The organism is Hymenobacter miniatus, assembly GCF_016427455.1.
Classification (GTDB): Bacteria; Bacteroidota; Bacteroidia; order Cytophagales; family Hymenobacteraceae; genus Hymenobacter; species Hymenobacter armeniacus.
The window spans coordinates 321,571-343,283 of the sequence record NZ_JAELXR010000005.1 but is presented as its reverse complement, the minus strand read 5'-3'; the positions used below and the strand labels follow the sequence as shown (position 1 = coordinate 343,283).

Sequence of the window (21,713 nt, the reverse complement as noted above, 5' to 3'; positions counted from 1 at the left end):
ATGCCAATTCCCAATTACCTCCGTCGGGCCGCTTCCGGGCTGCTCTTCGCCGGCGCCATCTTCCTGGGCCTGCCTTACCTCATCCGCCTCTACGACCCCACGGCCGGCAGCTTCGGCGCCGACCTGCTCAACACGCTGGGCCTGGCCGCGCTGCTCTTCAGTGGCGTGCTGCACATGGGCCTGTTTGCCTACGAGAAGTTTCTGCCCCGTTTCCGCCAATACCAGGCCGAGAGCCTGGAAGGGGAGGGCAAGCTCTTCGACAACCTCACTGACGAGCTGGTGAAGCCCCTTTACGCCGAAGCCAACATTTACCCCCACCGGCTGGCCCAGCTCACCGAGCGGCGCAAAGTCAATCAATTCATTTTCCTCATCCGATGCGTGCGATTATCCTTCTGCTTGCTCTCGCTGGCCTATTTGCTGCACCTGGCCGCGCAGCTGCTGGTAGCGGCCCTGACGGCCGTGCCGGGCTCCGCGCCCGCGTTGTAGCCGAGGCCCGCAAGCTGGTCGGCATCCGGGAGCACGGCCGCAACCGCGGCCCGGAAGTCGACGCCCTCATCAAAGAAGCCGGCGGCCAGCCCGGCCAGGCGTGGTGCTCGTGGACGGTGGTGGTCATCATGCGCCGCGCCGGCATCCCGGTGCCGCGCTTTGGGAAGGCGCTGGCCTGGTTCGACGCCGCCCACGTCGTGTGGCGCAACGGGGCCGCCGTGCTCGGCCGCGCTCTGCCCCAACCCGGCGACCTGCTCAGCTTCAGCTGGGGCTCCCACGTCGAAACGCAGGTGGGCCCCTGGGGCACCGGCCCGAGCGTGCGGGCCGTGGGCGGCAACACCGGCGGGGGCGGCGCCCTGAAGCGCGAAGGGGAGGGCGTGTACGAAAACTGGCGCCTGAAGCGAATGATACCGGCCGTGGCCAACGTCGTCGACAACCCCAAATACTAATGGCTAACTGGATAGAATATGCGCAAACTCTTCGCTCTCGCCTGCGGGCTGCTGGCCAGCCTGGCGGCGCCGCTGAGCAGCTGCACCACGGCCCGGACCAAGCCGGCCTACTACTTCAAACCCGGCCCGGCCTACCAGCCCGGGCCCAAGCAGTACCCGCACCCGCGGTACCCCACGCACCCGTGAAGGCGCTGCTAGTTGCTGGTTGCTGGTTGGTAGTTGCCGGCTGCAGCCGCGAGGCCTGGCGCGTCCCCATGGTGCTGCCGCCGGACTCGAGCGCGCTGCAGCTGCCGGTACCGACCGGCGGCAAGTGGAAATTCACGGGGCCGGTGAACGTGACCGTGCAGCAGGGCACCGGCAACGTGGCCACGCCCACGGCCACGGGCAAAGTGAAGGCCGACGCGGCCGCCACCGCCCCCGGGGCCGCGGCCGCCAGCACCAAGCCGGCCGGGCTGCCGTGGTGGGTATTCGGCCTGGTGGCCACCGCCGGCGCCGCCCTGGTGGTGTGGCTGCAGCATCAATTCACTTTTTTCTCCTTCCTGAAGCGCTGAGCCGCTATCTTCGTCCCGCTAGTTACCAGTTGAACCAAAATACCGAGCACCTCGGCCGTCAGAAAACGGTCGGGGAGTAGAGCGGGAGCGTGACCCGTGTACAAGGTGTCTCGGAAGGGACTTCTGGTAACTAGCAGCGATTTCCCCGACTTGCTCCGACCATGGCCGACGCTGAAAATTCCGAAGAACAAGCTCCCAACCTGCCGCTGGTCGCGGTGCGCGGCGTCGTCGACAGCGACGTGTGGCGGTGCTTTGAGCGCTACAACATTCCGTTCAACCCGCCCACCGACACCGAGCGCAAACTCACCGAAGTCATCCTCGCGCTGGAGGACTTGGTGACCGACCAGGAAACCACCATCACCCGGCTTCGAAACCGGCCCTCGGCGTAGAAAATAAAAAGGCCCCTGCTTGCGCGGGGGCCTTTTACATTCACCAACGGGCCATTCTCAGGTAGCACGTCGATGCGGCAAAGATAGGGAAGAATTGCACGGTGCCAGTCGACGATTCCACCCTGCGTGGAATCTGCGCTAAAGCACTCAAAAACAAGTTTTTTGACTTGACTTAGGGGGCAGAAGGATGCGTTGTTTGTCATACTAAACGACAGCAAAACAACGCCTTACGCCATGACCGCCGCCCAAATCCTCGCCACCGCCGGAGCTACCAAAACCTGGAAGATGCAGCAGCTCTTCCAACTCGGCCACACCCGCAGCCAAGTGGCCAGCATGGTGGGCGTCGGCTACGGCTTCGCCCAGAACGTCTACGCCGCCTGGATTGCTGCCGGCGCCCAGCGCGCCCTGGTAACGCCCACCCGCCGCGCCACCGCCCAGGCCCTGGCACCCTACACGCCCGGCGCTTTCACCCGCACCTTCGGCGTAGAAATCGAAGCCTTCGGCGTAACCCGCGACGCCCTGCTGGCCGAGCTGCGGGCCCAGGGCCTCGAAGCCCAAAGCGAAGGCTACAACCACGACACCCGCCCCCACTGGAAAATCACCAGCGACGCCAGCATCAGCGGCGCCAATGCCTTCGAACTGGTAAGCCCGGTGCTGCAAGGCCTCGAAGGCCTGGCCGACCTGGAGCGCGCCTGCCGGGCCCTGCGGATGTGCGGCGCGCAGGTCAATAGCAGCTGCGGCCTGCACGTACACCTGGGCGCCGCCGACCTGAGCATCGAAAACATGCGCCAGCTGGTGCGCAACTACCTGGTGCTGGAACCCACCATCGACCAGCTGGTGCCCGCCGCCCGCCGCGGCGACGTCGCTACCTACTGCAAGAGCCTGCGCCGCGGCCGCACCCAAGCCCAGGCCGAGCAGGAAATACTGGCCGCCACCACCGCCCAGGCCTTGGGCGCCGCCGCCAACGGCAGCAGCCGCTACTACAAGGTGAACATGCAGAGCTACTTTCGCCAGCGCACCATCGAATTTCGCCAGCACAGCGGCAGCACGGACTTCGAAAAAATCAGCATGTGGGTAAAATTTCTGGCCAACCTGGTGGACTTTTCCAAAACCCGCCTCGTCACCCCGGCGCTGCCCGTAGCCGAATTTGCTACCTTTAACCAGCGCGACATTGCCACCTACTACCAGCGCCGGCGCACGGCGCTGGCCACCCGCTAAACTACCCGCATGAAATACGAAATACTAGGTGGCGGCCGCGTCGAGGCCGCCACCCCTTTGGAAATAGTGGAAGCCCTGCGCGAAATCGACCTGCAATGGATTCACTCCGTGGGCGTCGAGGACTTCATGGAAAACATGGCGGAAGGGTGCAAAATGCAAACCGGCGCCATCGTGCGTACCGACTCGCTGGTGAATTTCCTGCACGATTTGCAAGCCGGCGGGTTCATCACGCCCGTGTCATGAGCTACCGCGAGGATGACGCGAAAATGGGCCTGGTGCTGATTGGGCTGGGCCTGGTGGGCTACGGCCTGTGGATGGGGGTGAAATGGCTGCTGCATTTCTTTTGAGCCGGCCAGCACGATACAAGCTGATAAATTGACGAAAGGCCCGCCCCACCGGCGGACTTTTTCTTGTCCTTTTTTCGCCTGAGGCAGGGGGGGAATTTTGTGTAAACAACTGCCCGGCCCCTTGCACGACGTACTCATCAACGGCCGCCACCGCCCGGTGGCCAGCACCTGGAACGAGCTCACCCGCCCGCTGCTGCTGCAGGTGCTCGACGCGCTTTACCAGCCCAACGACAACGAAACCCAGCTGCGCCTGCGCCTGCTGGCCGTGCTGCTGCAAGTGCCGCTGCTCACCGTGCTGGTGGACTTTACCCCTGAGCAGATAATTCAGATACAGTGGCTCACCGACTTCGTGCTGGCCGACCTCACCCTCACGGCGCAGCGCCTGCCCTGGGTGCGGCGGCCGCGCGCCTGGTCCCACCCGCTGCCGCGGCGGTACTGGGGACCGCGCGAAAACTTCCGCAACCTGCGCTTTCTGGAGTTCATTTTCGCCGATTCCTATTTCGTGGCCTACGCCCAGGACCCCACCGCCACCCGGTGGCTCGACCAGCTGGTGGCCGTGCTCTACCGCCCGCAGCGCCGCCCCTACCGCCCAAAATCGCCGGGCTACGGCGGCGACCGCCGCGAGGACTTCAACCCGGTGCACGTGGCCGCCCGTGTCGCGCAGCTGCGCCACCTGCCGCCGGCCGAGAAGCTGGCCGTGGCAACCTGGTACCGCGGCTGCCGGCAGCAGCTCGAGCGGGACTACCCGCTGGTGTTCACGCCGGCCAACGAGGACGCGGCCGCCCAGGCCAGCGACGGCTGGGCCCACGTGGCCCGCGAAATGAGCGGCGGCATTTTCGGCACGCTGGAGCAAACCGAGCAGCAGCTGCTGCGCGATGTGCTGGCCCGCATGCAGGACGACGCCCGCCGGGCCCAGGAGCTCAAGCGCCTGGCCGAACAGAACCGCCCCTAATTCCTCCTGTCCATGTTGCAAAGAATCGTCAAACCCGTTGCCCTGAAAATCGCCCAACTCGCCGATGGGCACCCAGTGCGCGTGCTGGAGTGGAACCAAACCACTGACAAGATGAAGGTGAAAAGCCTGCGCACCGGCCTCACGTTTTCCAAGAACCCGCTCGAAGTGTTCGAGCTGGATAAGCCCGCCGCCTGATGCGCCTGCAAGCCTACACCGACCTTTTCAAAACCGCCGCCGCGCAGCACGTGGCCATCGGCTACACGCCCGACAACGGCCGTTTTCTGCGCATCCTGGTTTCGTCCGACCCGATTGCCAAGCAGCTCGACCTGACGAACTTTTACGACGCGCTGCGCTCCCGGCTCAAAGCCAAGGAGGGCCAGCCGTTTCTCGTGCTCCAGAACTACGACCTGGACTACGACGACAACGGCGGCGACCACCTCAGCCGCGCGCCCCATGGGGCGTACTACGTGCTGCAGAAAGTGAAGCCCGGCGACTACGACGCCCGCGACGCCGCCGTCGACGCCTGCGAGGAAATTGCCGAAGACCTGCTGGCCTACGTGGTGCACCACCACCGCGAGAACTATAAAATCCGCATGAGCGTGCGCGACTGCTTTGCCGAGCACGTGGGCCCCATCGGCGATAACCACGTGGGCGTGCGCATGAACTTCACCTGGAGCGAAACCGCCACCCAGGACCTGACCTTCAACCCCACCAAATTTACTTCCTGATGGCCGGTGAACGTTTAGCAAGTCAAACCGTCTTCATCCGCCAGTCGGCGCTGGTCGACGGCCACTGGATTGACCTCTGGCTCGACGGCGCGTACCGCCGCATCGTGGGCGTCTTCGGCTCGGGCACGGCCGTGCCCCCGAACACGCCCAACCAGTACACCATCGTGACGACGGCCAACGCCGCGCCGGGCGACCTGCAGCGGCTGACGGTGGCCAACTTCATCTACGGCGTGGAGCAGCTGCTGCTGGGGCTGGGCGTGGGCCCCCGCTACACCGTGGCGCCGCTGCTGGGCACCGGGCTGGCGGCCGCCGAAACGGTGGGCTGCGTGATTCAGGCGACGGAATACGACGCCTACCTGAACTTTCGCGAGCCGGCGCAGCAAAACATCTTCGTGGGCGGCTTCACGGGCTACAGTTGGCCGCTCACCCAGACCGATACCATCCGGCCGGTGCGCGTGGCCGAAACCCACGCCAACACCGGCGCCTTTGGCACGGCCACGGGCACCATCGCCCTGGTGGCCAGCAACGGCACGGTGGGCACCTACACCTATTTGTGGACCGACCCGGGCGCGCCGTTCACGCCCAACCGCAGCGGCCTGGCCGCCGGCAGCTACACCTGCACCGTCACCGACGCCAGCGGCGCCAACACCACGGTGGTGGTGGCCATTGGCTCCGATGCGCGCCTCGACGTGCTGGTGAACCGCTCCGACAACAACGTGGCGCTGGTGCCCAGCGGGGGCGTGGCGCCCTACGCCTTCCTTTGGGCCGACGGCCCCACCACGGCCGCGCGCCTGGCCCTGCCGGTGGGCACCTACACCTGCACCGTGACCGACGCCCGCGGCGCCACCCGTCAGGTGGTAATAAAGGTGGACCCGTACCGCTTTTACTGGAGCAAAAACCCGGTGACGCTGGCCCTCGACGCCGGCGACGCCTACCGCCTCGACCCCACCAGCAAGCCCAACCTGAGCTTCGTGTGCGAGGTGTGGGTGGAGGAGGCGTACCGCAGCAACGCGTTCGTGCAGGTGGGCGCCACGCTGGAGCAGCCGGCCGACCGCTTCGGCCGCACCGTCTTCGACGCCCAGGCCCTGCTCGACGCCTACCTGACGCACCACCTGCCCGACGTGAACCAGGCCGTGCCCAGCCGGGCCGACTGTCTGTTCCGGCGCTTTTATTTCAAGTACGCCGAGAAGTACGGCCCGGTGCCGGTGGCGGCCGCGCTCAGCAGCCAGGCCCAGCACTACGTGGTGTTGGGCGGGCTGGACTTCTTCGAGGCGGCCGCCGGCACCTGGTTCACCTCGTACCAGGCCGGCGCCCAGCCCTTCCTGACCTGGGAGCCCACCGACAAGCCGGTGCTGCCCGACCAGCCCGAGTACCTGTACTTCATGCCCGACTCGTTCACGCTGGCCAGCTTCCAGCTGCAGGTGCTCGTGGCCTACGCCGACGGCACCAGCGGCCGCCTCACGGCCGCGGTGGTGAACAACGCGCACCGCTTCGAGGTGTACTGCTTGCCGGCGGGCTATGAGCAGCTGGGCCTGGGCGGCGACGCGGCCACCTTCGCCAAGCCCGTGGCCAGCTGGGAGGTGTGGGTGAGCGACGCCGCCGGCGTGGCCCAGTCCGAGCGGCGCCGCTACGTGCTCCGCAACGAGTACGTGGCCCGGCCCCGCTATTTCCTCTACACCAACTCGCTGGGCGGGGTGAGCACGCTCTGCTGCACCGGCGACGCCAAAACGGCCCTCGACGTGAAAACCACCGAAGCCGACCGGCCCCAGGGCGTGGGCTACGACCCGCGGCTGGGCGACACGGACGTCGTCGACAAAAGCGGCGTGCCGACGCTGAGCGCGAGCAGCGGCAAGCTCCGGCGGGCCCAGCTCGTGGCCCTGCAGGACTTCCTGCTCAGCCCGCGCGTGACCCTGCAGGCCGGCGGCGTGTACTGGCCCGGCCGGGTGAAGGCCAAGTCGGCGCCGGTGGCCGACGAAACCGGCGAGCTGCCCCAGCTGGAGTTTGACTTTTTGCTGCCCAAGCAGCGCCTGTTCAGCCCGCGCCTGCCCCAGACGGCGGCCGGCCGGGCCGTGGTGCCCGTGCGCGGGGGAGAGGGGGCGCAGCCGTGATTCGCTTTGTGACCCCGCGCGGCGAGCTCACGCTGCCCGCCGGCGACGTGGAGCTGGAAATTGCCAGCCCCTACTTCGAGACCGACGCCATTCCGGGCACCACCACCTACCCGTTCGACGTCGCCGCCACCGGCGACAACCCGCGCGTGCTCAACCACCCGCACTTGTTCCGGGGGCCGGGCGGGCCGCCACCCGAGCCCACCGACTGCTACCTGGAGGGCGTGCTCTGGCGCCGCGGCAGCCTGGTGTTCCGCAGCTTCGACGCCCAGAAAAAGGTGTACCGCTACAACTTCGTGGCCGACGCCACCGACCTGGCCAAGCAGCTGGCCGGCGTCAAGCTGCCCGAGCTGCTGCTGCCGGACCTGGTGCTGGCCGCCCAGTCGGCCACCCCCGAGTACGTGCTGGCGCCGGTGCGCAACACCGAATTCTTCGACGAGAAGAACGGCGCGTTCACGGGCATCCTCAACTGGCCCAGCCCCGCGGGCGTGCTGGGCGCGCCCGGGCCCAACCAGGTGTACGTGCCCATGCTCTACCTCGTGCCCGCCGTGCGCGCCGTGCTGGCCACCATCGGCTACGCCGTGGAGGGCACCTGGGTCGACGACCCGGAGGTGCAGGCGGCCGTCATCTATTCCGACCGGGCGCTGGCCAGCACCGTGGCCTTCGGCGACGCCTTCAACCCGGCCCGCCAGCTGCCCAACCTCACCGTCCCGGAGCTGCTGCTGGCCCTGCAGAATTATTTCTGCCTGGGCCTGCAGTTTCAGCCCGGCGCCAAGGTGCTGCGCCTCGATGCGCTGCGCGACCGCGTGCAGCGCGGCGGCTACGTGGCGCGCCCGGGCGCGGTGCTCACCACCGCCGGCACCAACGACACCCGGGGCTTCCGGCTGGTGCAGCAGGCCGACACCGACGACGAGCTCGACAAAACCCTCGACGTGGGCTGGCAGCAGCTGCAGGTGGGCGCCGGCCAGGAGGAAATCCGGGCCGCCGCCGGCACGCTGCACCAGGTACGCGAAGCCGACCCCAACACGCCCGGCCGCGAGTGGCTCGTGCCGGCCATCAGCGCCAAGGGTGCCTCGGCCGAGTACGGCCTGGGCGACGACTCGCGCACGGGCCTGCGCCTGCTCTTCGACCGGGGTCTGTGCCCCGACAGCCATGGCCACCCGTACCGGCTGCTCAGCAGCGGCACCGTGGACTACGCCGGCGCCTCGGTGGGCGCCTACTCGCTGCACTGGGACGGGCCGCAGGGCCTGTACGCGCAGTGGCACCGGCCTTGGCTCGACTTCCGGAGCCGGGCCGTGCCGCGCGAGTACACCGTGCCGTTTCGCCTCGCCGACCTGCTTACCCTTGACCCCGCCACCCACGAGCTGGTGGACTACCACTTGCTGCTCTGGCAGAAGGTGAGCCTGCGGGTGAGTGCCGGTAGCCCCCTGCGCACGGCCACCATTACCTACCAGGAACTGCTATGAGCCAGCCGCGCCAGGCCGCTGGCCCGGAAATCGCCGAAACCTTCGCCCAAAACGAGCGCGACCTGGCCGAGGCCTGGCTGACGTTCAGCATCGAGAAGTTTCGGGCCAACCTGAAGAAGCTGCGCATCGGCTCGACCCAGGAGCTGTACAACAGCCTGGCCGGCGAGCTCGTGAGCGCCGCCGGCGGCGACGAGCTGCGCCTGCGCCTGAGCTACGCGGTCTACGGCATGTTCGTGGACATGGGCGTGGGCCGCGGCATGGGCGCCGGCGTCACCAAGGCCCAGGGCGAAGACTTCGCCCGCCTGCGCAACGCCCGGGGCCAGCTGCATCGGCACGAGCGCAAGGCCAAGCGCTGGTACAGCCGGCAGATGGGCCGCGAAACCCACCGCCTGAGCGAGCTCGTGAGCGAGTTGTGGGGCAGCGTCATGCTGGCCAGCGTGGGCAGCGCGCTGCCGGCGGAAGGCGTTGGAATGGAGTTTTAAGTAAAGCGTCCGCCTGTACAGTAGGGCTTTTCCGCTTCGTTAAAGTGGAATTGGCCCAAGGCTTTAGGCAATGGCTACAAGGGCTGTAAATGAATCAGGGCGATATAATATTCAGCATTGGACAGCCGTTAAGATATAGAAAGCATTGAATTATATTTACATTGTAAATCAATATTCAGATAAAAAGCGTTGCTTCATGAGACGGTTTCTGTTCATCTGGGCGTGGGCGATGGCGTTGCCTAGCATCCTTCTGGCACAATCAAACCAAGAGAACTGTGGCTACAAGTGGGAGCCTTGGCAAACGGTATACAGCAGCCCCCAAGGCACTATATTATACTCCCGACAGGCATCACGCTGCGCGTCAGGTGGCATGTGCGGAGACCCCATTATTGCTCTCCAACACACCTTTCGGCAACCCACTTCGCTGGAAGTGCGATTGGAAGGCATTCTCTGTGATGGGACAACGATGCAAGATGACTTCTCCACAGAATCTGCCCGCATAAACCCCCAAGTGCAATATAAGAATCCTGGAAATTGGCACTTCTTTACAAAGGTGACTCGTGTCATTAGCATCACTGCTAAATATTACGTGGGAAAAGACCTGTACGAGCTCACCGTTGACCGTGCCTCCCACACTAGCCGCTTGCTCATTAATGGGCAAAGCGAGGCCGAACGAAAGCGACAAAATGCAACTGCACAAGAGGAAGTGGAAGATGAACCAACAAAGTCTTCGCCTAGCTTGAACCGCCCGTCGACTGCGGGAAGCGTTGCGTCGGGTGGCGCCTCGCCAAGCACCGGTTCGGGGGCGCGCGACCTGGAGGAAAGCGCTTACGACCGGCAAGCCCGTGAGCAAAGGGCCGCGCAGCAGCGACGTGAAGAAGAGGCCGCAAAGCATGCCGCCCTCATGGCACAAGTGCAGCAAACACGGCAGGGGGTTGAACGGCAGTTTGCCAGCAATAAAAGCGGAGCGGACTTTGCGACCAATGTATCCAACCTCGTCAAAGCAGCCAATTCCAAGCTGCCTTTGCAACAAGAAATGGAGCGAGAGAATGCCGTTCGGAACGCTCGACTCGACGCCGAGTTTCGGTTGAGGCAACAAGAAGCCGCTAAGGCCAAGGAATTGGCTAAAGAAAGCCGAAGACAAACCCTTATTGCCTATGTGCAAACCCTAACCGATAAAGCCACGTCGGGTGATGATGCTGCCATGCTTCAACTGGGCTTGTATAACAAATTCTACTTGCTAGACGACGCCGCAGCGTTAAAATGGCTGACGTTAGCTGCTGAAAGCGGAAACAGAGTGGCCATGGGCCGCTTAGGCGATTACTATGCTAAAGCAGTGCGAAGCCCCAGGGACCCGCAGTCATTGCAATGGTATGAGAAGGGCGCAGCGAAGTATGACGTGTATTCACTCTTCCATTTGGGTAGATTTTATTTCAACCTGTATGGCGTCGATACCATTGCGATGAAGAAGTCGTTGGGGTACCTCCATGATGTTGCTGCCTTCGAGTATAAAATCTATGATGACGCCGATGAGTTTGTTTTTGAAGCAAATCAAGGGGCGGAAAGAAGATGCTACAGATACAATAATTATTACATTGAGGATGTTCCAGCTGACTGTGACTTCTCTATCGCAAGCAATTATATGTTGTTGGCCGAGCATGGGGCGTCTACTCAAAAAAACGCCAGGCTAGAAAAGGGGAAAGAGTGGTTTGAAAAGTTGCGCAGCTATTGCACGGAAGTGCTGGCGCGTCCAGGATTGGCATCGTATAGAAGAAAATACTTCGAGACGTACAAAAAGTTGGCGGAAACCAAACTTTCAAAAATCGAGAAGTCGTTGCGAAAAGCCAAATAATTGATTTGCCACTCATGCGTGGTGCCAGTACTTATGGAGCTGGTTCATTGGGTGCTCTGGATAATCGATTGAGCCTGATTGATAAAATTGGGGCAGATAGGGGACAGTGCGATTACGGCGTCATTGATGGCTTAATGACGCCGTAATCGCACTGTCCTTTTTGCTGTTGAATGACCACCGCACCTTCGCACTGGATTAGTGCTGAAGGAACATGGCGGAGAATAAAGAAAAGCGGACGATTGAAATCATCGTCAACGGGCAGCAGGCCAACGCGAGCCTGAAGGAAATGAACGCGGCCGCGGCCGTGCTCTATTCCCAGTTTCAGAAAATGTCGAAAGACGACCCCGGGCGGGCCAAACTCGTGGCCGATTACCGGGCGATGAAGGACCGCATCGCGGAGGTCAAAACCGAACTCACCGGCGTGAGCCAGAATGCCGGCATCATGAAGCAGGCCTTCGCCAACGCGTTTGCCCTTTTCACCGGGGGCGGCATCCTGGGCGTGGTGCAGCAGGTGTGGGGCTTCTTCATGGCCTCGAAGGAAGAGGCCCTGGCCAGCGCCAAGTCGTCGGCCGACCTGGAGGCCACGCTGCGCAGCACCGGCCAGGCCGCCGGGCTCACGGCCGACCAGATTCGCAAAATTGGGGAGGAGCGGGCCAAGGTCACGCTCTTCGACGACGACGAAACCAACCGGGCCAGCGCCATGCTGCTCACTTTCACCAACATCAAGAAGGGGGTGTTCGAGGACGCCATTCCGGCCATTCAGGACCTGGCCACCAAGATGGGCGGCGACGGGCCGGCCGACATGAAAGGCGCCTCGATTCAACTGGGCAAGGCCCTGAACGACCCCATCAAGGGCATCACGGCCCTCACGCGGGTGGGCATCACGTTCTCCGAGCAGCAGAAGGAGCAAATCACCCAGATGGTGAAGGCCGGCAACACCGCCGGCGCCCAGAAGCTGATTCTGGCCGAGCTGAACAAGGAGTTCGGGGGCTCAGCGGAAGCCGCGCGCAAAGCCGGCGGGGGCATGGCCACGCTGAGCATGCGCTGGGCCGAGATGAAGGAAACCGTGGGCGGCTTCGTGAACGAGGGCCTGACCACGCTCAGCCAGTGGTTGGGCAAGGTGCTCGATAACTCGGAGCCCATCGTCGACCTCTTCGTCGAACTAGGCGCTGAGGTGGCCAGCTTGTGGCACGACGTGAGCGACCTGGTGGAGGGGCTGGGCCTGTTCGATGAAAAAGGGGGCTCGGCCGCGTTCGTGGCCGGCCTGCTGAAGGGCGCCATCACGCTGCTGGTGGCGCCGCTGCGGGTCTGCGCCGCGGTGATGCACGCCATCATCGACGGCTTCGTCGACTGGTACAACAAGTCGGAGATGCTGCGAGGCGTGCTCGGCGGCCTCGGGGCCATGGTCGTGAGCGTGTTCACCACCATCAAAGACGACGCGCTCAAGATTCTGGGCGGCGTGGGCGACATCCTGATTGGCATCTTCAGCCTCGACAAAAACAAGATTATTGCCGGCTTCCGGTCGGCGCTGGCCGGCACCGCCGACCTGGCGCTGGAGAGCGGACAGAAGGCCGCCAAGGCCTTCCTGGACGGCTACGAGGCCAACAAAGGCAACCACATCACCCGCACCGTGCGCGTGGAAGCCGAGGACAGCAGCGCCGACGCCGGCGGCACGGCTGCCGGCGCCGGCGAGTCGTCGGGTGGGGAATCGGCCAAAGAAAAGGCAGCCCGCGAAGCCAAGGAAAAGAAGCGGCTGGCCGCCCTGGCCAAGCAGCACAAAGCCGAGGTGGAGGCCGCCATCAAACACGAAGAAATGCTGCTCAACCTCGAAGAGGCGGCCCTCATTGCCCGGGGCACGCAGCGGGAGCGGGAACTGGGGGCCATCGACCTCGACGCCAAGCGCAGGGCCCTGAAGGTGACCGGCACCGCCCAGGAGCAGGCAGCCGCCACGCAAATCATCTACCAGGAAGCGCAGCTCAAAAAGCAGGAGCTGCAAGCCAAATTCGACGACGAGGACCGCAAACAAGCCGAGCAGCACCTGGCCGATTTGCTGGCCGACGAAGAGGCGGCCGAGGTGGAGCGCGAAGCCGACCTGCAGGCCAAGTTTGAGGACGCGCTCCTTAGCCAGCAGCAGCGCGACCAGTTGCTGTACGAAGCGAAGCACGCTTCGCTGGAGGCCAAGCTGGCGCTGGAGGAGCAGTATGCCGACAAAACCAGCCAGCTCTACCGCGCCACGTTCAAGGAGCTGGAAAAGCTGGAGCGCGACAAGAACCGAGAGGACCTGGCCGAAGCCAAGCGGATGCAGAAGGCTAAGTGGGACCTGGCCCAGCTCAGCGTGAAGACCGCCGGCGACGTGGTGCAGACCACCATCGACCTGCTGTTTCAGGACGAGGCCGCCCGCAAGAAGCACCACAACGTGTACACGGCCCTGAGCGGGGCCAAAATCATCATGGACGGGGTGCAGGAAGTGGCCGCCATCTGGCGCTACGCGGCCGAGAACCCCGCCAACGGCCTCACCGGCGGCGTGGCCGGCGCCGTCATCGGCGGCATCCAGACGGCGCTGGCCGTGGCGCGCACGGCCTACGGGTTGACGCGCCTGCAGGAGTTCAGCTTCGCCAAGGGCGGCCGCACCGGTGGGGGCGAGGGCCTGGCCGTGTCGCCCATGGGCCAGCTGCTGGAGCTGTCGGGCATGCGCATCGGGGCCAACGGCAAACTCGACGACGGCTCGGGCTTTGCCGTGGCCGGCGTGGTGCACGAGAACGAATACGTCATCCCGGCCTGGCTGCGGCAGGACCCGCAGGTGGCGGCTTTCGAAAATTGGGTGGAGGCCAAGCGCCTGCGCGGCTTCTACGAGGGTGGCCCCACCGGCGGCCCCATGGCCCGGGCCAGCGTCGACGAGGTGTTTGGGGGGCTGGGCTCGGACGGGGCCAGCACCGCGGAGCTGCTCGGCGCCATGCTCGGCGAGCTGCGCACCATGAACGGGCGCCTGGCGGGCGTAGAGAACTGGCAGAGCCGCTTCGAAGTGGTGCTCGACGTGAACGGGCACCAGCGCGTGAGCGAGGAGCGCAAGCAGGTGCAGTTCGAAAACGGCATCCGGGCGTAGCTCGAGGCTAAAACCATATATGAACTCAGCGCCGCGAAATAAACGGGACTAGTAGTGCCCATTTAATGGTGGCGAAAAGCCCCTTCGAAAAGGCCCTTAACGGGGCATTTACGAAGGGGCGTTTTCATGCCCATTAATCATCCGTTTTGTGGGCAGGGTTGTAGCTTTGTTTCAATCTAACGCACTTGTATGAAACTTGAATTGCCTTGTTCTGAATGTTTGTATCCGGGTGGTAAGCCTAACAAGCAAAAACCCCCAATGACCGAGGGATGGGGGTTGATTCCAAATGTGCCATTAGGTAATGACTGCATTTACACCGTGGAAGGGCCTTGTGGTCACACTTCAATGGTCAAGATTCACAATTTCAAATTTGAGATGTTGTTTGAATCCGGAATTCGGGCGATGCACGATGGCTATTACCGGGAAGCCATTACCAGCTTTTATGTGGCCTTAGAGCGGTTCTATGAATTTTCTCTTGGTGTTCTTGCCATGCCGAAGCTGTGGGATGAAAAAGAAGAGGAGCTAGATGAAAAATCGTTGCGTGATTTTGCGAAAGGGCTCGACATACTGAAATCGTCGGAAAAGCGAGTTGGTGCATTTCACGGAATGTATTATGCCGTAAATGGGGTATTTACCAAAGCATTTCCTGAGTCACAGATAAGCGTTAGAAATAAAGCCATCCACCAAGGGGAAATCAAAACCCACGCCGAAACGCTAGCCTTCGGTACTGGTGTCCATGATTATATAAAGGTTCTGCTACGGGAATACAAGGAGAATTTTCCGCTTGGCATTCACCGGATGAAATATGTAGAGGAAGGCCTTGCCTGGATAAAGCTAGGCGGGCAATTAAAGGGCAAAATGAACAGCTTGCCCAGCACCTTAATTTACACGTTTATCAACAGCAACGACGGTAGATACTTTGAAAGCTCGGAAACCATCGAGCACTACATGCAAAACCCGACCATGGGACGTGCTGTGCGGCAAGAAACGATTTAAATATGCGTGTAGCCATCTACGCCCGCGTGTCCACCCGCGACAAAGGCCAGAGCACCGACAACCAGCTGCCGGACTTGCGGCGCTACGCTGAGGTGCAGGGCTGGTCTATATATAAGGAGTATGCCGAGGAAGAGTCCGGCGGCACGGCCAACCGCTCCAAGTTTCAGCAGCTATTCGCAGATGCTCACCAGCGCAAGTTTGACATAGTCCTGTTTTGGAGCCTTGACCGCTTCAGCCGCGAGGGCGTGCTGCCTACGCTGCAGCACTTGAATCTATTGGAGAGTTACGGGGTGGGCTTTAAGTCCTATACCGAGCAGTACTTGGACTCCACAGGTATTTTCAAGGATGCCGTCATTTCCATTCTGGCCGTGGTGGCAAAGCAGGAGCGGGTTCGCCTGAGCGAGCGAACTAAAGCCGGCCTGGCCCGCACCAAAGCAAAGGGCACTATACTAGGTCGTAGGTCGGTGGACGTCGGAGTCATCAGTCAGATTCGTGCCTTGGGCGCAGAAGGGAAAAGTGAACGCGCCATTTCAATTGCCTTGGGAGTGAGCAAAGGGGTAGTGGGCAAATACAAAAATCAAACAGCAGCTTAAAGTCCCTAATTTTTTAAATCAAACACAAATGGACCCTAACGACCCGTACCTAATGAGAAGCAACCCAGAGGAACTGGGTACCATGATATTAGATTCCGAAGCCTGGGTGGCCTTCCGCCAAGAGAAAAAGCAATTGCATTTACACATGAGTTCGGAAGACGCGGTGCTTCTGATTGGCGATTTCTTTGTGGCTCATCCGGAAATTAGGCGAATAGTCATGGATTATGTCCGAGATAAAACCAAGCATAAGTAAAAAAGGCCCCGCTTGCGGGGCTTTTTGTTGTCCTTTTTCTCGGTGTTGCCGGCGGCAAACCTTTGGGTCCAACTTTTTTCAACCCAATCAAAATGCCCAACAGCATGAGAAAACTATTTGCGATGCTGGCCTACAGCATCATGCTCTGCCTGGCCACCATGAGTGGTACCTACGCAAGCACATCCGCCCCCGACCGCAAGGTCCACGCCACCGAGTACGTGATGCACGCGTCCACCATGGCCACGTGCGTCATCGATACGGTGGCCACCGTTCACGCCGTGGTGCTGAAGCCCGCCCTGGGCCCGGTGGCACCGGCCGCGCTGGTGGCCGTCGACGGCGGCATCGAGTACCTGGCGCTGATTCGCGCCATGACGGTGCCCGCCGACCGACAACGAAAGCTGGTCAGCTTGCTCAGCAACATCGAGAAGGAAACAATTATGCCCCACGTCGACCCGGGCCGATAGACCCCTCGTCTGACACGGAAACTGACACGGAACAAATAAAAAAGGCCCTCACGTTATCGTGAGGGCCTTTTTTGTGGTCGCATAAGGAGTCAGCTTTCCAATAATAAGTAAAACTATTAACTAGTTGGCCCATTGTCGACTCGGGACTCGACCACTTGCTGTACGGCGGTGGGTACGGCCGACAACAAGTCCAGCCCCGTGGCCGCCTCAATGGCGTCGACGCTGGTGCGGTAGGTGCCCCAGGTGGTGCTGATGGAGTTGTCGTTGGGCGTGTCAATGGCGATGACGCGGGTGCCGGCACTCACCCGGGCGGCGTCGTTGGTGCCCACCGGCAGGATGACCACGACTTTCCAGCAGCGGGCGGGCACGCGGATGCGGCCCTGGTCGAGGGTGGTGGCGAAGCCGTTGGCGCCGGTGCCGCTCTGCCCGTAGCTGCCGCAGATGACGTACACCTCGTTGCCGGAGGTGAGGAAGGTGCGGCAGTAGTCCTCCAGGTTGGCCCAGGTCTGCTGGTTGTTGCGCGGGGCCTGGGGCATCATGTTGCTCATGAAGAACGTGGCCGAGTTGTCTGCCACGGTAGCGGTGCGGTCGGCCGAGGGGCAGTTGTGGCCGCGGTCAAAGCCCGAGCCGGTATAGCTGGTGGCGCCGGGGGCGTACCAGCCGGCGGGTAGGTCGGGGTCGGCGCGGAAGTCGTCTTGCCGGGCGGCCGAGCCAATCCAGCTTGTGCTCAGGTGCCAACTCACCCAGTTAGGCTTGCCCTGGTCGCGGTTGTAGCTCACGGCATACTGCAGCCGGTCAAGCAGGTAGTTGCTCGGCTGAGTCACGTCGGTAGTCGCGCCGCTGGGGTTGCCCAGGGTCAGGTGCTCGGGCAAGGCCGAACCCGCCGGGCCCACCGTGAGGGGCGGGGCCAGCGTGGTGGCGCCCGCCGTGACCGTCACGGTTTGCGGAGCAGGAGCCGCGTAGCCGACGGCCGGCCCATAAGTGAGCGTATACGTGCCGGGCGGCAGGGCCGCAAAGGAGTAGGCGCCCGTGAGCAAGGTGGCGTTGATAGCCGCACCGCCCGCCGTGGGCGTGGCCGTCACGCTGGTCAGCGCGCCGGCGGGGGAGAAGTTGCCCGTGACGGTGCCCGTCGTTGGGGTAGGCTGCACCGGAGGCTGCGGGGTGGGGTCGCCGTCCTGGTTGGCGCAGCCAGGGGCCCAGAGCAGGGCGCTGGTGAGAAAACAGAGCGCCAGGGCGCGAGCGGAAAGGGTCACGGGTGGGGGGATTGTTTACCTAAAGATAGGACTTCGACCGCCGAGACGCTTGAAAAGTGCGGGAGCGACTGCCACCCTTTTTGCCACCCTTTTTTGTTTGGGCAATAAAAAAGGCCATTTCCGTACTGGAAATGGCCTTTTTGCAAACAATTCGCGGTCTGGACGGGACTCGAACCCGCGACCTCCGCCGTGACAGGGCGGCATTCTAACCAACTGAACTACCAAACCGTTTGCCTTGGTGGAGAAGCCGTGTGCTTTTCCGCTTTGGTGTTACAAAGGTAGGGCAAGAAAACCGCGCCCTGCAAACCTGGGGCCAATATTTCTTCAAAAAGAATTCGATTTTGGGGCTTTGGGGTTGTTTCTCAGGAACATTAATTTTTGCGTGCTGCTGCAACAAAGGATGTTTTACCTTTGCCGCCCGCTCACGTGGCGGCAGTTTGGGGTGGCGTGGGCAGGTATAAGCCCCGTTTTGCCCGCGCCGCCCGTTATTTTCGCCTTCCCACTCCCCGCAATCTTTTTCGCGCCTCATGCTCCTTGACTTTGAACAACCCATTGCTGCCCTCGAAGGCAAGCTCCTCGAAATGCAAAAGCTCGCTGCCGACAGCGACGTGGAAGTAGGCGCAGCCGTGGCGGCGCTGGAAAAGCGCATCAAAGACCTTAAGAAAGAAACGTACGCCAACCTCACCCGCTGGCAGCGCGTGCAGCTCTCGCGGCACCCCGACCGGCCCTACACCCTCGATTATATTGAGGGCATGGCCGAGAAGTTTGTGGAGCTGCACGGCGACCGTACCGTGGGCGACGACAAGGCCATGGTGGGCGGCTTCGGCGAGATTAACGGGCAAACGGTCATGTTCATCGGCCAGCAAAAGGGGCACAACACCAAACAGCGCCAGTACCGCAACTTCGGCATGCCCAACCCCGAGGGCTACCGCAAGGCCCTGCGCCTGATGAAGCTGGCCGAGAAATTCAACGTGCCCGTGGTGACGCTCATCGACACGCCCGGCGCGTTTCCGGGCCTGGAGGCCGAGGAGCGGGGGCAGGGCGAAGCCATTGCCCGCAACCTCAAGGAGATGTTCATGCTGAAAGTGCCGGTGGTGTGCGTCATCATCGGCGAAGGAGCCAGCGGCGGCGCCCTGGGCATTGCCATCGGCGACCGGGTGCTGATGCTGGAAAACACGTGGTATTCGGTGATTTCGCCGGAATCGTGCAGCAGCATTCTGTGGCGTTCCTGGGACTATAAAGAGCAAGCCGCCGAGGCCCTCAAGCTTACGGCTACCGACATGCAGAAAGCCGGCCTGGTCGACGGCATTGTGAAAGAGCCCCTGGGCGGCGCCCACACCGCTCCCGAGCAAATGATTGACACCTTGAAAAACACGCTGCTCAAGACGCTGAAGGAGCTGGCCGCCATCCCGGCCGAAGAGCGCATCTCGCAGCGCATCGACAAGTTTTCGGCCATGGGCGTGGTGGTGGAGTGAAATCAGTAAACAGTTATCAGTGAGCAGTGAACAGTGTCGTTCGGTAATCTCCTGACAACTGCTCACCGCTCACTAATAACTTTTTACTGCATTGTATGAAAATCCATACCCTCGATACCGGCCTGTTCAAACTTGATGGCGGCGCCATGTTTGGCGTGGTGCCCAAAAGCATGTGGCACAAGCTGAACCCCGCCGACGCCAACAACATGTGCACCTGGGCCATGCGCTGCCTGCTGATTGAGGACGGCGGCCGGCTGCTGCTGATTGACAATGGCATCGGCGACAAGCAGGACGAGAAGTTTCGCGGGCATTTTTACCTGCACGGCGACGACACGCTGGAAAAGTCTTTGCGCAAGCTGGGCTTTAGCAGCAGCGACATCACCGATGTCTTTCTGACGCATCTGCATTTCGACCACTGCGGCGGCTCGGTGCTGCGCCGGCCCGACGGCGCCCTGCAGCTGGCCTTTCCGAACGCGACGTATTGGAGCAACGAAGCGCATTGGAATTGGGCCGTGACGCCCAACCCGCGCGAAAAGGCCAGCTTCCTGCGGGAGAACATCCTGCCCATTCAGGAAAGCGGGCATTTGAAGTTTGTCGACCTGGGCGCGGGCGTGCCCGATGCGCTGCCGCAGTTCCGCGAAATCATTCTGGCCGATGGGCACACCGAGAAGATGATGGTGCCGGTGATGGAGTACAAGGGCCGCACGCTGGCTTTCATGGCCGATTTGCTGCCCAGCGCGGGCCACATTCCGCTGCCGTATGTGATGAGCTACGACGTGCGCCCGCTCCTCACCATGCCCGAGAAGGAAGCCGTGCTGCGCCGGGCTGCCGATGAAAACTGGGTGCTGCTGCTGGAGCACGACCCCACCCACGAGGCCTGCACCGTGCAGCACACCGACAAAGGCGTACGCCTGGCCGAAACCCTGCGACTGGCGGACCTGTAAGCCCGGTGGAGCGGCTGGAAGGGGGGAGAAGTAGCGGGTTGTTGTAAAACTCGTACAAGGACAAACCTTGGTACAATCGAACGTGCAGCCCACCCACCACGCCACCACCCCAGCGCCCCAGCACTCCGCCAATCTGCCTGCCCACCAGTTGGGTTTGGCCTTGTCCGGCGGGGGAGCGCGCGGCATTGCGCATCTGGGGGTGCTGGCGGCGCTGGATGAGCTGCAACTGCCGGTGGCGCAGCTGGCGGGTGTGAGCTCGGGGGCCATTGCGAGTGTTTTTTACGCGGCGGGCTTTCCGCCCAGGGAAATACTGCGGCTGCTGCAGGAAACCAACGTGGTGCGGCTGACGCGGCCGGCCTTCAGCCGGTTTGGCCTGTTGCACTTAGATGCCGTGTCGCAGCTGCTGGCCCGGCACCTGGGCGCCACGGCCAACTTCGAGGATTTGCGCCTGCCGCTCACGCTGGTGGCGACGGATTTGATGGCCGGCGAGTCGGTGTATTTCAACTCCGGGCCCTTGCTGCCGCCGCTGCTGGCTTCGTCGGCGGTGCCAATTGTGTACCGGCCGGTAGAATATCAGGGCCGCCAGCTGGTGGACGGCGGCCTGCTCAACAACTTGCCCGTGGAGCCGCTGCTGGGCCAGACGGGCCTGCGGGTGGTGGGCGTCAACTGCAACCCCATCAACTCCGAAGCCCGCATTCCCAACTTCCGCCGGCTCATCGAGCGGACGTTGCACCTGGCCATCAACGCCAACACCACCAGCCGCAAAGCCCAGTGCGACCTGCTGCTGGAGCCGCCCGACCTGCGCCACTACCGCCCCCTGAGCTACAAGCGCGGCACCGAGCTGTTCGACATCGGCTACCGCTACACGCTGGCGCAGGCCGATGCCTTGGCGGCGCTGCTGCAGCGGCCCTAGCCGCGGGCGTGGCGCAGCATTGTGCCCGGCGGCCCATCTTTGCAGCTGTAAACCGTCGGCGGCTTCCGGTATTTCCTGGGCGCCGTTTCTCACCCTTATGTTGCCCCGCATGACTCCCCGCGAAAAATCCCCCTTTTGGTACACCATGGCCACGCTCGTTTTCAAAGTAGCGGGCTGGCACCTGGGCGAGATTCACAACCCGGAAATCAAGAAGAGCATGATGATTGCGGCGCCCCACACCAGCAACTGGGACATCATTCTGGCCCGGGCGGCCTTCTACCTGATGGGCGTGCCCGTGCGCTTCACCGTGAAAAAGGAGTGGACCGACAACTGGGCCCTCGGCTGGCTAGTGAAGGCCATTGGCGGACTGGCCGTGGACCGCAGCAAAAACAACAGCCTCGTCGACGGCATGGTGAAGCTGTTTGATGAGCGCGACGAGCTGGTCATCCTCATCACGCCGGAGGGCACGCGCGCCTACCAGCCGCGCTGGCGCAAGGGCTACTATTTTGCCGCCCTGGGCGCCCACGTGCCCATCCGCCTGGGTTATCTGGACTATAAAAAGAAGGAGGCCGGCATCGGCGAGGCCGTGTGGCCCACCGGCGACTACGAAGCCGATGAAGCCAAAATCAAAGCCTTCTACCGCACCATCACCGGCCGCTTTCCGGAAAAGGGCGTGCGGTAGGCCAATGGCGAA

The 21,713-nt window shown here is 62.7% G+C and carries 24 protein-coding genes and 1 tRNA gene; 23 read left to right on the top strand and 2 right to left on the bottom strand.

What is annotated here, in order from left to right; genetic code table 11:
• The 19 genes from JAO73_RS10465 to JAO73_RS10375 all read left to right on the top strand — a co-directional run bounded on the left by JAO73_RS10465 (nucleotide 1) and on the right by JAO73_RS10375 (nucleotide 16,434).
• The gene (locus tag JAO73_RS10465; RefSeq protein ID WP_198976992.1) at nucleotides 1–486 is read left to right on the top strand and encodes a hypothetical protein; all 486 of its coding nucleotides are present in this window, start codon (nucleotides 1–3) and stop codon (nucleotides 484–486) included.
• Nucleotides 375–935, top strand: a complete 561-nt coding sequence (locus tag JAO73_RS10460; RefSeq protein ID WP_198976991.1) for a CHAP domain-containing protein — start codon at nucleotides 375–377, stop codon at nucleotides 933–935. The genes JAO73_RS10465 and JAO73_RS10460 overlap by 112 nt, the downstream gene beginning before the upstream one ends.
• A gap of 18 nt (nucleotides 936–953) precedes the next feature.
• Nucleotides 954–1,121, top strand: coding sequence for a hypothetical protein (locus tag JAO73_RS10455; protein ID WP_198976990.1), 168 nt, complete (start codon nucleotides 954–956; stop codon nucleotides 1,119–1,121).
• 68 nt (nucleotides 1,122–1,189) lie between these two features.
• Entirely contained in the window at nucleotides 1,190–1,486 is a 297-nt protein-coding gene (locus JAO73_RS10450) for a hypothetical protein (protein ID WP_198976989.1), read from the top strand.
• A 161-nt stretch (nucleotides 1,487–1,647) separates the two neighbouring features.
• Nucleotides 1,648–1,875, top strand: coding sequence for a hypothetical protein (locus JAO73_RS10445; protein ID WP_198976988.1), 228 nt, complete (start codon nucleotides 1,648–1,650; stop codon nucleotides 1,873–1,875).
• 234 nt (nucleotides 1,876–2,109) lie between these two features.
• Nucleotides 2,110–3,093: an amidoligase family protein gene (locus tag JAO73_RS10440; protein ID WP_198976987.1), complete on the top strand. Its 984-nt coding sequence runs from the start codon at nucleotides 2,110–2,112 to the stop codon at nucleotides 3,091–3,093.
• Nucleotides 3,094–3,102: 9 nt separating this feature from the next.
• On the top strand, nucleotides 3,103–3,336 hold the full coding sequence (locus JAO73_RS10435) for a hypothetical protein (protein ID WP_198976986.1): 234 nt from the start codon (nucleotides 3,103–3,105) through the stop codon (nucleotides 3,334–3,336).
• A 225-nt stretch (nucleotides 3,337–3,561) separates the two neighbouring features.
• On the top strand, nucleotides 3,562–4,392 hold the full coding sequence (locus JAO73_RS10430; RefSeq protein ID WP_198976985.1) for a hypothetical protein: 831 nt from the start codon (nucleotides 3,562–3,564) through the stop codon (nucleotides 4,390–4,392).
• Nucleotides 4,393–4,404: 12 nt separating this feature from the next.
• Complete coding sequence (locus JAO73_RS10425; protein ID WP_198976984.1) at nucleotides 4,405–4,587, top strand: hypothetical protein; 183 nt, start codon at nucleotides 4,405–4,407, stop codon at nucleotides 4,585–4,587.
• Nucleotides 4,587–5,120 (top strand): hypothetical protein, encoded by a 534-nt coding sequence (locus JAO73_RS10420; RefSeq protein ID WP_198976983.1) that lies wholly within the window; start codon nucleotides 4,587–4,589, stop codon nucleotides 5,118–5,120. The genes JAO73_RS10425 and JAO73_RS10420 overlap by 1 nt, the downstream gene beginning before the upstream one ends.
• Entirely contained in the window at nucleotides 5,120–7,228 is a 2,109-nt protein-coding gene (locus tag JAO73_RS10415) for a hypothetical protein (protein WP_198976982.1), read from the top strand. The genes JAO73_RS10420 and JAO73_RS10415 overlap by 1 nt, the downstream gene beginning before the upstream one ends.
• A gap of 8 nt (nucleotides 7,229–7,236) precedes the next feature.
• Complete coding sequence (locus tag JAO73_RS10410; RefSeq protein ID WP_198976981.1) at nucleotides 7,237–8,691, top strand: hypothetical protein; 1,455 nt, start codon at nucleotides 7,237–7,239, stop codon at nucleotides 8,689–8,691.
• Nucleotides 8,688–9,173: a hypothetical protein gene (locus JAO73_RS10405; protein ID WP_198976980.1), complete on the top strand. Its 486-nt coding sequence runs from the start codon at nucleotides 8,688–8,690 to the stop codon at nucleotides 9,171–9,173. Before JAO73_RS10410 ends, JAO73_RS10405 begins: the two co-directional genes overlap by 4 nt.
• 436 nt (nucleotides 9,174–9,609) lie before the next feature.
• Nucleotides 9,610–11,025, top strand: coding sequence for an SEL1-like repeat protein (locus tag JAO73_RS10400; RefSeq protein WP_198976979.1), 1,416 nt, complete (start codon nucleotides 9,610–9,612; stop codon nucleotides 11,023–11,025).
• Nucleotides 11,026–11,236: 211 nt separating this feature from the next.
• On the top strand, nucleotides 11,237–14,128 hold the full coding sequence (locus JAO73_RS10395; protein WP_198976978.1) for a hypothetical protein: 2,892 nt from the start codon (nucleotides 11,237–11,239) through the stop codon (nucleotides 14,126–14,128).
• A gap of 189 nt (nucleotides 14,129–14,317) precedes the next feature.
• Entirely contained in the window at nucleotides 14,318–15,124 is an 807-nt protein-coding gene (locus JAO73_RS10390; RefSeq protein ID WP_198976977.1) for a hypothetical protein, read from the top strand.
• Nucleotides 15,125–15,126: 2 nt separating this feature from the next.
• Nucleotides 15,127–15,717 carry a recombinase family protein gene (locus JAO73_RS10385; RefSeq protein ID WP_198976976.1) on the top strand — a complete coding sequence of 197 codons (591 nt, stop codon included), beginning with the start codon at nucleotides 15,127–15,129 and terminating at the stop codon, nucleotides 15,715–15,717.
• A 28-nt stretch (nucleotides 15,718–15,745) separates the two neighbouring features.
• Nucleotides 15,746–15,970, top strand: a complete 225-nt coding sequence (locus tag JAO73_RS10380; RefSeq protein ID WP_198976975.1) for a hypothetical protein — start codon at nucleotides 15,746–15,748, stop codon at nucleotides 15,968–15,970.
• 104 nt (nucleotides 15,971–16,074) lie between these two features.
• Nucleotides 16,075–16,434: a hypothetical protein gene (locus tag JAO73_RS10375; protein ID WP_198976974.1), complete on the top strand. Its 360-nt coding sequence runs from the start codon at nucleotides 16,075–16,077 to the stop codon at nucleotides 16,432–16,434.
• Between the two features lie 116 nt (nucleotides 16,435–16,550).
• Here JAO73_RS10375 and JAO73_RS10370 read toward each other — a convergent pair whose 3' ends face one another.
• Complete coding sequence (locus JAO73_RS10370; RefSeq protein WP_317191217.1) at nucleotides 16,551–17,687, bottom strand: DNA/RNA non-specific endonuclease; 1,137 nt, start codon at nucleotides 17,685–17,687, stop codon at nucleotides 16,551–16,553.
• A gap of 154 nt (nucleotides 17,688–17,841) precedes the next feature.
• Nucleotides 17,842–17,915, bottom strand: a tRNA-Asp gene (locus tag JAO73_RS10365).
• 299 nt (nucleotides 17,916–18,214) lie between these two features.
• Here JAO73_RS10365 and JAO73_RS10360 point away from each other — a divergent pair.
• The 4 genes from JAO73_RS10360 (at nucleotide 18,215) to JAO73_RS10345 (ending at nucleotide 21,701) form a co-directional block, all read left to right on the top strand.
• Nucleotides 18,215–19,162, top strand: coding sequence for an acetyl-CoA carboxylase carboxyltransferase subunit alpha (locus tag JAO73_RS10360; RefSeq protein WP_190922187.1), 948 nt, complete (start codon nucleotides 18,215–18,217; stop codon nucleotides 19,160–19,162).
• A 95-nt stretch (nucleotides 19,163–19,257) separates the two neighbouring features.
• Complete coding sequence (locus JAO73_RS10355) at nucleotides 19,258–20,106, top strand: MBL fold metallo-hydrolase (protein ID WP_198976973.1); 849 nt, start codon at nucleotides 19,258–19,260, stop codon at nucleotides 20,104–20,106.
• 67 nt (nucleotides 20,107–20,173) lie between these two features.
• Nucleotides 20,174–21,019, top strand: coding sequence for a patatin-like phospholipase family protein (locus JAO73_RS10350; RefSeq protein ID WP_233169096.1), 846 nt, complete (start codon nucleotides 20,174–20,176; stop codon nucleotides 21,017–21,019).
• A 145-nt stretch (nucleotides 21,020–21,164) separates the two neighbouring features.
• Nucleotides 21,165–21,701, top strand: coding sequence for a 1-acyl-sn-glycerol-3-phosphate acyltransferase (locus JAO73_RS10345; RefSeq protein WP_190922189.1), 537 nt, complete (start codon nucleotides 21,165–21,167; stop codon nucleotides 21,699–21,701).
• Nucleotides 21,702–21,713: the final 12 nt, after the last annotated feature.

What these genes read in the sequence shown, in the direction of transcription:
- JAO73_RS10465 (WP_198976992.1), top strand. Translation starts at nt 1, where the DNA reads ATGCCAATTCCCAATTACCTCCGTCGGGCCGCTTCCGGGCTGCTCTTC.
- JAO73_RS10460 (WP_198976991.1), top strand. Translation starts at nt 375, where the DNA reads ATGCGTGCGATTATCCTTCTGCTTGCTCTCGCTGGCCTATTTGCTGCA.
- JAO73_RS10455 (WP_198976990.1), top strand. Translation starts at nt 954, where the DNA reads ATGCGCAAACTCTTCGCTCTCGCCTGCGGGCTGCTGGCCAGCCTGGCG.
- JAO73_RS10450 (WP_198976989.1), top strand. Translation starts at nt 1,190, where the DNA reads ATGGTGCTGCCGCCGGACTCGAGCGCGCTGCAGCTGCCGGTACCGACC.
- JAO73_RS10445 (WP_198976988.1), top strand. Translation starts at nt 1,648, where the DNA reads ATGGCCGACGCTGAAAATTCCGAAGAACAAGCTCCCAACCTGCCGCTG.
- JAO73_RS10440 (WP_198976987.1), top strand. Translation starts at nt 2,110, where the DNA reads ATGACCGCCGCCCAAATCCTCGCCACCGCCGGAGCTACCAAAACCTGG.
- JAO73_RS10435 (WP_198976986.1), top strand. Translation starts at nt 3,103, where the DNA reads ATGAAATACGAAATACTAGGTGGCGGCCGCGTCGAGGCCGCCACCCCT.
- JAO73_RS10425 (WP_198976984.1), top strand. Translation starts at nt 4,405, where the DNA reads ATGTTGCAAAGAATCGTCAAACCCGTTGCCCTGAAAATCGCCCAACTC.
- JAO73_RS10420 (WP_198976983.1), top strand. Translation starts at nt 4,587, where the DNA reads ATGCGCCTGCAAGCCTACACCGACCTTTTCAAAACCGCCGCCGCGCAG.
- JAO73_RS10415 (WP_198976982.1), top strand. Translation starts at nt 5,120, where the DNA reads ATGGCCGGTGAACGTTTAGCAAGTCAAACCGTCTTCATCCGCCAGTCG.
- JAO73_RS10405 (WP_198976980.1), top strand. Translation starts at nt 8,688, where the DNA reads ATGAGCCAGCCGCGCCAGGCCGCTGGCCCGGAAATCGCCGAAACCTTC.
- JAO73_RS10395 (WP_198976978.1), top strand. Translation starts at nt 11,237, where the DNA reads ATGGCGGAGAATAAAGAAAAGCGGACGATTGAAATCATCGTCAACGGG.
- JAO73_RS10390 (WP_198976977.1), top strand. Translation starts at nt 14,318, where the DNA reads ATGAAACTTGAATTGCCTTGTTCTGAATGTTTGTATCCGGGTGGTAAG.
- JAO73_RS10385 (WP_198976976.1), top strand. Translation starts at nt 15,127, where the DNA reads ATGCGTGTAGCCATCTACGCCCGCGTGTCCACCCGCGACAAAGGCCAG.
- JAO73_RS10380 (WP_198976975.1), top strand. Translation starts at nt 15,746, where the DNA reads ATGGACCCTAACGACCCGTACCTAATGAGAAGCAACCCAGAGGAACTG.
- JAO73_RS10375 (WP_198976974.1), top strand. Translation starts at nt 16,075, where the DNA reads ATGAGAAAACTATTTGCGATGCTGGCCTACAGCATCATGCTCTGCCTG.
- JAO73_RS10360 (WP_190922187.1), top strand. Translation starts at nt 18,215, where the DNA reads ATGCTCCTTGACTTTGAACAACCCATTGCTGCCCTCGAAGGCAAGCTC.
- JAO73_RS10355 (WP_198976973.1), top strand. Translation starts at nt 19,258, where the DNA reads ATGAAAATCCATACCCTCGATACCGGCCTGTTCAAACTTGATGGCGGC.
- JAO73_RS10345 (WP_190922189.1), top strand. Translation starts at nt 21,165, where the DNA reads ATGGCCACGCTCGTTTTCAAAGTAGCGGGCTGGCACCTGGGCGAGATT.